Here is an 8,883-nt window from a genome sequence, read left to right as displayed (position 1 = left end):
CGGATTGTGCACCAGCGCCTTTGCCACCATCAGGCGGCGCTTCATGCCGCCGCTGAGGGCGCGGACGTAGGCGTTGGCCTTGTCCGACAGGCCCAACGCGGCCAGCAGCTCGTCCGAGCGGCGCTCACTGGCCGGCACGCCGTAGAAGCCGGCCTGAACCTCCAGCGCCTCCCTGGGGGTGAAGAAGACGTCGGCGACGATCTCCTGCGGCACGACACCGAGCGCGGCGCGGGCGTCGCGCGGCTGCTTGTCGATGTCGCGGCCCCAGATCGAGGCTGTGCCGCCGGTCTTGTTTACGATCCCGGCCAGGATGTTGATCAGGGTCGATTTGCCCGCGCCGTTCGGGCCCAGCAGGCCGAACATCGAGCCGCGCGGGATGACCAGATCGACTCCGCGCAGGGCGGTCTTGGGCGGCGACTTCTTGTTGCCCGCATAGGTCTTTTCCAGCCCCCGCACCTCGATGGCGTTGACGGGCAGGGTGTCGGTCTCGGTCATTCGGCGCTTTCGGGTGTTTCGAGCGGCTCCGTTTGACGGTATGGAGCGCGCGCGCATACCTATGCACCCTCGCACCAATCGCCAAGTCAGAGCCGTCCGAATGTCCTCGCGACCCACCACCGTGATCATCCCGCCGCCGGAAGAGATCGTGGTGACGTCCAAGCGCGTCGCCTGCGACGGTGGCGGCGGCGCCCTCGGCCACCCGCTCGTCTACATGGACATGGGCGAGGACGATCACGTCGAGTGCGGCTATTGCGACCGCCGCTTCGTGCTCGGCAAAAAGAAGAAGGCCGAGAGCGAGTACCACAGCCCGGCCGCTCGCCCGCCCGAGGCGCACTGACCCCTTACGAGGCGGGTGCGCCGCCGCCCGCCGCGATCCAGGCGTCGACCTGGACCTCCAGCACGTCCAGCGGCACCGAGCCCGAGCCCAGCACGACCGCGTGGAAGTCGCGGATGTCGAAGCGTTCGCCCAGCGCCGCGCGGGCCCGCGCGCGCAGCTCCATGATCTTCAACTCGCCGATCTTGTAGCTGGTCGCCTGGCCGGGGCTGGTGATGTAGCGCTCGACCTCCTTCTGGATGTCACGCTCGCTCAGCAGGGAGTTCTGGCGGAAATAGTCCATCGCCTGCTCGCGGCTCCAGCGCTTGGCGTGCAGGCCGGTGTCGGTGACCAGACGCACCGCGCGCCACAGCTCGGTCGAGAGCCGGCCGAAGTCGGAATAGGGGTCCTGATAGAAGCCCATCTCCTTGCCCAGCTGCTCCGCGTACAGGCCCCAGCCCTCGGCATAGGCGCCGTAGCCGCCGAAGCGGCGGAACGACGGCAGGCCCTGCATCTCCTGCGCGTAGGCGATCTGGAAGTGATGCCCCGGCGCGCCCTCATGATAGCTGATGCCCTCGATCTGGGGTTTCAGCACCTGGGTCATGTCCGACAGGTTGACGTAGTAGATGCCGGGGCGCGAGCCGTCGGGCGCCGGGGCGTTGTAGAAGGCGATGGAGGCGGTGGCCTCGCGCCACGCCTCGACCGCGCGAACCTCCAGCGCCGCCTCGGGCAGGTCGCTGAACCAGCGCGGCGCGGCCTCCATCACCTGGGCGATGAAGGCGCGGGCGTCGGTCAGATACTGCTCCTTGCCCTCCGGCGTATTCGGATACTGGAAGCGCGGATCGGTCTTCAGCAGGGTGAAGAACTCCTGCAGCGTGCCGGTGAAGCCGACACGGGTCATGATCGTCTGCATTTCGCCCTGCAGGCGCGCCACTTCGCCCAGGCCGATCTGGTGGATCTGGTCGGCGGTCAGGTCGGTGGTGGTCGAGAGCTGCAGGCGGGCGTTGTAATAGGCTTCGCCGTCCGGCAGCCGCCAGACGCCGCCGTCGCGGTTGGGCATGACGGCGGCCTGCTGCTGCACCTCGGCCAGCGCCGTCAGCACCGTCTCATAGCCGCGCTTCCATTCGCCGGTCAGGGCCGCGCGGCCCTCGCCCAGCAGGCGGTCCTTGGTCGCCTGGTCCGTATCCAGGGCGCCGACCTTGCGCTGGAAATCGGCCCAGACCGGATTGTCGGCCCCGCCGTCGAACGGCGCGCCGGTGATGATGTTGCGGGTGTTGGCGATCGAGGGCTCGAACACGAAATTCGGCGAGATGATTCCCTTCGACGCCCGGTCCCGCAGTTCATCTGCGATCTCGCCCATCACCCGCTCGGAAGCGCGCAGGCGCGAGACATAGGCCTCGGCGTCCGACACGCTGGAGACGCGGTGGTTGTTGATCAGGAAGACCGGCAGCCCCGTGGTCGGATTGCCGTTGGCGGCGAACTGATAGCCCCAGTCGCGCCAGCGGTTCGACAGGCGCGCCTGCGCCACCCCGTATTCGAACAATCGCATCGACATCCGGCTGTCGGCGTTCACGGTCGCCGGATCGAATCCGCTCTTCATCCGCGCCAGCTGGCTCTCGGCCAGGGCCAGCGACCGGTCCGCCGCGGCGTCGGTGACGTCGTCCAGCTTGTCGTAGTCCGTCTTGATCCCCAGCGAGGTCATCTGCTGCGGCGACAGGGCGATCCGCTCCTGCCACGCCTGTTCGAAGAAGGCCGCCAGCCGCGCGTCCTCGGTCTGGATCGACATGTCCGCGGTCGGGGCGGCGGTCTGGGCCATGGCGACGGCGGGCGCCCCGGCCAGAACGGCGACGGCGCAGGCGGTGGTGATCAGAAGACGACGCATGGAAACCCTCCCGGAAACATGACGGCCGGGACCTTCGACGGTCCGGCGGAGGGACGCAAGGTACGGCGGCGTCAGGGCTTGCGCGTCTTGGCGATGTCCGCGCTCTCGGCTTTCAGGGGCTTGGAGACCGGACAAACCTCTTGCGCATAGCTGTTCAGGGTGTTGGCCAGATGGTCGGGGACCAGGCTGTAGTGGACGTACTGGCCGCGCTTCTCGCTGGTCACCAGCCCGGCGTTCTCCAGCACGGTCAGGTGCTGGCTGACCGCGGGCTTGGAGATCTCGAACCGCGCGGCGATCTCGCCCGCCGTCAGGTCGGTGTGGGCGAGATAGGCCAGGATCTTGCGCCGGATCTGGGAGGAGAGGGCTTCGAACACGCGCTGCATGGCTGCGACATTTAAGCGATTTGCGAACCACTTGCCAGAGGGATCATTCGGCAGTTAGGTAATGGCTTAAATACTAAATGAGCTGACCATGATGCGGACGGACAAGATCAGGCGAGGGCTGGCCCAAGGGAGGCTGGGGGTCATAGCGCTGCTGGCCGCGAGCATCACCGGGTGCGCCGCGGCCTCGGTCGTGCTCGGCGCCGTAGGGCTGTTCGCAGGTTTGGGCGGACTGGGCCTCGGCCTCATGATCGGCATGGCGACGCTGCCGTTCTGGGTCGGCGGCCTGTTTCTGGTGGGGGGACCGGTATGGGCGGTTCTGCACTGGGCGCGGCGACGGGATCGCCTGACGGCCGTCGTCGTCGGGAGCGGCGTCGCGGCCGTCGCGACCCCGTTCACCTTGTGGGCGTTCGCCACAGGCCTGAGCTTTACTGTGGACCCGAACGCCGTGGGGATTGTCCTTCTGAGCGCTCTCCCGGCTGCGGTCGGGGGCGCCGCCGCCGGGTTCACGGCATGTCGCTTAGCCTATGACGACGGTCAGGTTCGGTGAGCGGCGACCACCCCGACCCCTGCGCGGTCAACAGCTTGGTCGAAACGCCCGGCTGCTCGCCCGTCGAGGGCCGGGTCGTCTGGGATCCGATCCATTCGATCTGGAACGGCGGCATGCTGGCGGGCGCGCTGGTGCTGGGGCCGCTGACGGTCAGTCCGGGCGCGGCGGCGGTGTTCGCGATCACGACCGGCGCCGGCCTGCTGCTGGGCCATTCGGTCGGCTTCCACCGGCGGCTGATCCACGGCAGCTTCAAATGCCCGCTATGGCTCGAGCATGTCCTGGTCTGGGTTGGGACCGCCGTGGGCATGAGCGGGCCGTTCTGGATGATCCGCACCCACGACCTGCGCGACTGGGCCCAGCGGCAGGCGGACTGCCACGACTATCTGGCCCACCGGCGACCCATGCTGATCGACGCGGTCTGGCAGATGCACTGCCGGCTGAAGTTGATGCATCCGCCCGCCTTCGACCTCGGCCGCGTGGGCCGGGACCGCTTCTATCGCCTCCTGGAACGGACCTGGATGCTGCAACAGGTCCCCATCGCCGCCGGGCTCTATCTGATGGGCGGCTGGGGCTTCGTGGTCTGGGGCGTCTGCGCGCGGGTGGCGGCTTCGGTCTCAGGCCACTGGTTCGTCGGCCATCTGGCCCATCGGCGCGGGCCGCAAAGCTGGCTGGTCGAGGGCGCGGGGGTGCAGGCGCATGACGTGCCATGGGCGGCGATCCCGACCATGGGCGAGGCCTGGCATAACAACCACCACGCCTTCCCGGGCTCGGCGCGGATCGGCCTGTACCCCGGCCAGAGCGACTGGGGCTACCGCTTCATCCGGCTGCTCGAGCGGCTTGGACTGGCGTGGGATGTGCGCACGCCGGAGACGATGGGCGACCGCAAGGTGCTGGTTCCGGCGAAACCCTAGAACTGCCGCCAGCTGTCGCCCGGGTCGCGTTCGCCGGGATCGACGGTCTGCTGGCCCCAGGCCACGATCATCAGCAGCTTGTGGCTGCGGATGCGGAACTGCCCGGTCATCGGCAGGACGGCGCCCAGCGGGGCGCCGGTCTTGGGCTCGTAAAGGAAGCCCGAGAACTCGGCGACGCCGATCCGGTCGCGGCGGCTGTAGACCGACAGCTCGGGGATCGAGACCACGTTGAAGCTCTCGTTGATCGGCACCCGCATGTCCGGCAGGCCGAAGACGCGGCGCATCTGTTCCAGCGACAGGGCCCCGGCGCGCAGTTCGAACACCGCGTCGGCCTCGGCCCGGGACGGGGCCAGGGCGTAGCCGGCGTCCGACAGGGCGTTGCGCACCGCGCTGACGGCGTAGGGGCTGTTCTCGGCGCGGAAGTAGGTGTCGTCCACGAACACGCGCGAACCGGCCGGGATCGGCAGGGTCAGGCCCTCGACCGCGCGGTCGGCGGCGCGCGAGATCAGAAGCTGCTCCGTCGCGGTGCGCGACGGGTAGGTCTCCGAGGTCGAGGCGCAGGCCGCGAGGCCCAGCAAGGCCAGGGGCAGAAGCGCGAAAGCTTTCAAGATCACCAGCTCCCGGTGTTGGGCATCGAGGCCCAGGGTTCGGCGGGGGGCAGGGGCGCGCCCTCCTGGAGAAGTTCGATGGAGATGCCGTCCGGCGACCGGACGAAGGCCATGTTGCCGTCACGCGGGGGCCGATTGATGACCACCCCGCCGTCCATCAGGCGTCGGCAGGCGGCGTAGATGTCATCGACCTTGTAGGCCAGATGGCCGAAATTCCGCCCGCCGGAATAGGTTTCCGGATCCCAGTTATAGGTCAGTTCGACCTCCGGGGAGCGCTCGGCCTCGGAGCGCGACAGGTCCGCGGGGGCGGCGAGGAAGATCAGGGTGAAGCGCCCGGCTTCGTTCTCCATCCGGCGCATTTCGTGCAGGCCCAGCAGGTCGCACCAGAAGCGCAGGGAGGCGTCGAGGTCCGTCACGCGGACCATGGTGTGCAGGTAGCGCATGGTCTTCCGATCCGAGGGGGAGGTGGGCGGAGGCGGCCTTATAGCGGCGGATCGCCGCGACCGCGACTCAAGCTGCGTTTCGGCGGATGCGTCGGACCGCGCGCCCTGCTAGACGCGGAGGCTCGGCCTTTCGCCGGAGGATCGATGCTCCGCAAGCTTTACGACTGGGTTTTTGCACAGGCCCGCAGCAAGCACGCCACCAAGGCGCTGGCCGTGGTGTCCTTCGCCGAAAGCTCCTTCTTCCCCATTCCGCCGGACGTCATGCTGGCGCCGATGGTGCTGGCGCGGCCGGAACGGGCGTATTTCTACGCCGCCGTCTGTACGATCGCCTCGGTGCTCGGCGCCCTCCTCGGCTATGCGATCGGCTATTTTCTCGAACCCGTCGGCCTGGCGATCCTGGCCTTCCTCGGCAAGGCGGACACCTTCGAGACCTCCAAGGCCCTGTTCCAGCAGCACGGCGCCTGGGTGATCCTCATCAAGGGGCTGACCCCCATCCCGTTCAAGCTGATCACCATCGCGTCGGGTATCTTCCAGTTCAATCTGGCGCTGTTCCTCGCGCTGTGCGTGATCACACGCGGCGCCCGCTTCTTCGCGGTGGCCTTCGTGCTGAAGACCTGGGGGCCGGCGGTGCTGGCGGTGGTCGAGAAGCGGCTGGCGATGTGGACCTTCATCGGTCTCGCCGTGCTGGTCGGCGCCTTCGTGGCGGTGAAGTTCCTCTTCTAGAGCGAGATCGGCCGAGCTGGACGCAGTCCGGCTCGGCTCAGATTTCGCTCCAGTTTGATGCCGGACCATTTTCTGGATTCAGGTCGATCCGACCTGAAGCGAAAATGGTCTAAACCCGCCCAATCGACGGATGGCTCAAGCCTCGCTATGAACGTCGTCTGATGAGAGGCCTGTATCGACTCCTGACGCGGTGGTGGACCGCATTCGCGCTCGTGGCGTCGCTGGCGCTGCTGGGCTTCGCCCACCTGTCGGAGACGATCTGGGACATCTCGCCCTGCAACCTCTGCCTCAAGGCGCGCGAGGTCTACTGGGGCGCCGTGGTCGTCGCCCTGCTCGCCACCGTCTGGCATCTGGTCAGCCGCGGCAGCCGCGGCACGCCGCGCATCGCCGCCTTCCTGCTGGCCGTGATCTTCGCCACCGGCACCATCACCGCCGTCTTCCACATGGGCGGCGAGCTGAAGTGGTGGGCCCTGCCCGCGACCTGCGCCGCCGGCGGTTCGGTCGATCTGGAAAGCATGACCGCCCTGGCGCTGGGCACGGGTCCGGCGCCCCGGGTGGCCATGTGCGACGCCGTGACGTGGACCTTCCTCGGCCTCAGCATGGCAGGATGGAACGCGCTGATCTCCGCCGCATTGGCCGGGTTCAGCCTTCTCGCCGCCAAGAGGCCCAAGGATGCCCGCGCCCCGCGATCCTGATCCGATGACCGGCTCCCACGAGGGCGACCGCCGCATCCCCCTGCCCCGCCCCGGCCGCGGCGCAAGCAAGCGCCGCCGGGATGAGATCCTGCGCGTCGACCACGCGGGCGAATACGCCGCCGTCCACATCTACCGCGCCCAGCACGCCGTCTTCGCGGGCCGCGCCGGCAAGGAAGCCATCGCCGTCGACATGGCGGAGATGCGCGGCCAGGAGCAGGTCCATCTGGAGCGCTTCCAGGCCCTGCTCAAGGCCGAGAACGTGCGCCCCACCGTGATGACCCCGGTCTGGCGCCTGGCCGCCCTGGCGCTGGGCGCCGGCACCGCCCTGATCGGCGAGAAGGCGGCCCACGCCTGCACAGAGGCGGTCGAGAGCGTGATCGAGGAACACTACGCCGACCAGATCGCCGAGATCCGGGACCGCGATCCCGCGCTGGCGGCCGAGCTGACGAAATTCCGCGAGGAAGAACTGGCCCACCACGACCACGCCGTCGAACACGGCAGCCGCGAGGCCCCGGCCTATGAGCTGCTCAGCGCCGTGATCAAGGCGGGTTGCCGCGTGGCCATCAAGGTCTCGGAGAGGGTCTGACGCCCTGAGTTGATTTATCACCCTGGGCAGGCACTACTCTCGCCCAAGGTCATCAATCAGCAATGGTGCGTTTGGTCATGGTTCTTGCATCGGCCGTTCTGGCGTTCGCAATCGTAGCGCAGGCTCCCCAGGTCCCCGCATCGCCAACGGTCGATGCGGCCCAGACCGCGAGCGCCCAGACGTCGGCGACCGGGACCTCCGGCGCCGCCGCGACCGCGGGCAATGACGCCGAGATCGTATGTCGCCACGAAGCGGTGACCGGTCGCCGTGTCCAGGTCCGGGTCTGCCGCAGCCGCGCGCAGATGCGGGCCGAGGCCGCCGCGGGCCAGGACGCCCTGCGACGGGCGCAGAACAACCACCGTAGAACCCAGAGCGAATAGGGTCGGATCCGGCGACGCCGGGACCGCGTCAACGCGGGCCCCGGTCTCGAGGGTCTAGTTCGCCACGTCGAACGCCAGCAGCAGCGTCCGCTGGGCGGGATTGCTGTTGTCGTCGGACAGGATGTAGAGGCGCATCCCGCCCTCGCGGGCGACGGCGGCGATCCCTTCGAAATTGTCGGTCGTGCCGGGCAGCTTCAGTTCGACCAGCACCGGACCGAGCGCGCCGTCCTCGCCCATGCGACGGATGCGGGCGCGGGCGTCCAGCGGGGGCCGGTACGAACGCTGGACGAGGACATAGCCCTGACCTGCCGGATCACGATCCATGCCGGTGGTGCGGTAGTCGCCGTCGGTCGGCGGCGTCGCGGGCGGGGGCGTCACGACGCGGCAGGCGGCGGGGTGGCAATCCCAGACGCCGCCGTTCTCCGCCGTCACCCGCCAGCCGCCGTCACGGGCGGCCGAGATCCCCTCCATGCCGTCGTTCAGCGGCAGCGCCACGTCCGGGTGACGCACGGGCGTCGGCATGGCGCGCGGGGCGTCAGCGGAGCCGTAGTCCCAGATGCGGTGATTGCGCTCGAAGCTGATGAACAGGTCGCCGCGGTCGGTGACCAGCAGGCCCTCGGCGTCTCCGTCGACCTTGTCCACGATGGGTGCGCCGTCCAGCAGGGTCAGGCGACGGCGCTGCAGACCCGAGACGCCGGTCAGCCGCCCCCGGGCGTCCAGCACCAGTCGGCCCCGCACCAGGTCGCCCGCGTCGGTGACGCTGACGAAGCCCCCATCGCCCTGAGCGTCGCCGGTCAGCTTCAGATCGGACAGGCTATGCAGCAGAGAGGTCGGGTCCAGAACCAGTTCGATCCCGCCGGCGAAGCGGACGCCCTCGGCCAGGCGGGCGCCGCCGGGCAGGCCCAGGCCGACGG

The 8,883-nt window shown here is 68.9% G+C and carries 13 protein-coding genes; 7 read left to right on the top strand and 6 right to left on the bottom strand.

Annotated elements, in window-relative coordinates; genetic code table 11:
* Positions 1-495, bottom strand: a 495-nt coding sequence (locus tag Q0C81_RS11960; protein WP_291838024.1) for an ABC transporter ATP-binding protein, incomplete at its 3' end; no start/stop codon positions are given.
* A 100-nt stretch (positions 496-595) separates the two neighbouring features.
* Between Q0C81_RS11960 and Q0C81_RS11955 the strand changes: the two genes are divergently transcribed.
* Positions 596-835, top strand: a complete 240-nt coding sequence (locus tag Q0C81_RS11955; RefSeq protein ID WP_291838021.1) for a zinc-finger domain-containing protein — start codon at positions 596-598, stop codon at positions 833-835.
* A 4-nt stretch (positions 836-839) separates the two neighbouring features.
* On the opposite strand, the gene Q0C81_RS11950 is transcribed toward Q0C81_RS11955, so the two are convergent.
* Together Q0C81_RS11950 and Q0C81_RS11945 are read right to left on the bottom strand one after the other, a co-directional pair.
* Complete coding sequence (locus tag Q0C81_RS11950) at positions 840-2,693, bottom strand: DUF885 family protein (RefSeq protein WP_291838018.1); 1,854 nt, start codon at positions 2,691-2,693, stop codon at positions 840-842.
* A 71-nt stretch (positions 2,694-2,764) separates the two neighbouring features.
* Entirely contained in the window at positions 2,765-3,076 is a 312-nt protein-coding gene (locus tag Q0C81_RS11945) for a metalloregulator ArsR/SmtB family transcription factor (RefSeq protein ID WP_291838015.1), read from the bottom strand.
* Between the two features lie 88 nt (positions 3,077-3,164).
* Between Q0C81_RS11945 and Q0C81_RS11940 the strand changes: the two genes are divergently transcribed.
* Together Q0C81_RS11940 and Q0C81_RS11935 are read left to right on the top strand one after the other, a co-directional pair.
* Positions 3,165-3,623: a hypothetical protein gene (locus tag Q0C81_RS11940; RefSeq protein WP_291838013.1), complete on the top strand. Its 459-nt coding sequence runs from the start codon at positions 3,165-3,167 to the stop codon at positions 3,621-3,623.
* Positions 3,620-4,534 (top strand): acyl-CoA desaturase, encoded by a 915-nt coding sequence (locus Q0C81_RS11935; RefSeq protein WP_291838010.1) that lies wholly within the window; start codon positions 3,620-3,622, stop codon positions 4,532-4,534. The genes Q0C81_RS11940 and Q0C81_RS11935 overlap by 4 nt, the downstream gene beginning before the upstream one ends.
* On the opposite strand, the gene Q0C81_RS11930 is transcribed toward Q0C81_RS11935, so the two are convergent.
* Positions 4,531-5,148, bottom strand: coding sequence for a DUF6655 family protein (locus Q0C81_RS11930; protein ID WP_291838007.1), 618 nt, complete (start codon positions 5,146-5,148; stop codon positions 4,531-4,533). The genes Q0C81_RS11935 and Q0C81_RS11930 overlap by 4 nt on opposite strands.
* Positions 5,145-5,585: a VOC family protein gene (locus Q0C81_RS11925; protein WP_291838004.1), complete on the bottom strand. Its 441-nt coding sequence runs from the start codon at positions 5,583-5,585 to the stop codon at positions 5,145-5,147. The genes Q0C81_RS11930 and Q0C81_RS11925 overlap by 4 nt, the downstream gene beginning before the upstream one ends.
* Positions 5,586-5,729: 144 nt before the next feature.
* Here Q0C81_RS11925 and Q0C81_RS11920 point away from each other — a divergent pair, with 144 nt between their 5' ends.
* From Q0C81_RS11920 to Q0C81_RS11905, 4 genes are all read left to right on the top strand, one after another.
* Positions 5,730-6,308 carry a YqaA family protein gene (locus tag Q0C81_RS11920; RefSeq protein ID WP_291838001.1) on the top strand — a complete coding sequence of 193 codons (579 nt, stop codon included), beginning with the start codon at positions 5,730-5,732 and terminating at the stop codon, positions 6,306-6,308.
* A gap of 161 nt (positions 6,309-6,469) precedes the next feature.
* Positions 6,470-7,003: a disulfide bond formation protein B gene (locus Q0C81_RS11915; RefSeq protein ID WP_291837998.1), complete on the top strand. Its 534-nt coding sequence runs from the start codon at positions 6,470-6,472 to the stop codon at positions 7,001-7,003.
* Positions 6,981-7,589 carry a demethoxyubiquinone hydroxylase family protein gene (locus Q0C81_RS11910; protein WP_291837995.1) on the top strand — a complete coding sequence of 203 codons (609 nt, stop codon included), beginning with the start codon at positions 6,981-6,983 and terminating at the stop codon, positions 7,587-7,589. The genes Q0C81_RS11915 and Q0C81_RS11910 overlap by 23 nt, the downstream gene beginning before the upstream one ends.
* 77 nt (positions 7,590-7,666) lie before the next feature.
* Positions 7,667-7,969, top strand: coding sequence for a hypothetical protein (locus tag Q0C81_RS11905; protein ID WP_291837992.1), 303 nt, complete (start codon positions 7,667-7,669; stop codon positions 7,967-7,969).
* 54 nt (positions 7,970-8,023) lie between these two features.
* On the opposite strand, the gene Q0C81_RS11900 is transcribed toward Q0C81_RS11905, so the two are convergent.
* The coding region (locus Q0C81_RS11900; protein WP_291837989.1) for an esterase-like activity of phytase family protein at positions 8,024-8,883 on the bottom strand (860 nt) is incomplete at its 5' end.

Source organism: Brevundimonas sp. (assembly GCF_023259385.1).
In the GTDB taxonomy this organism is placed as follows: Bacteria; Pseudomonadota; Alphaproteobacteria; order Caulobacterales; family Caulobacteraceae; genus Brevundimonas.
Note: the sequence above shows the minus strand (reverse complement) of the source record. Positions and strands in the feature narration are given on the sequence as shown.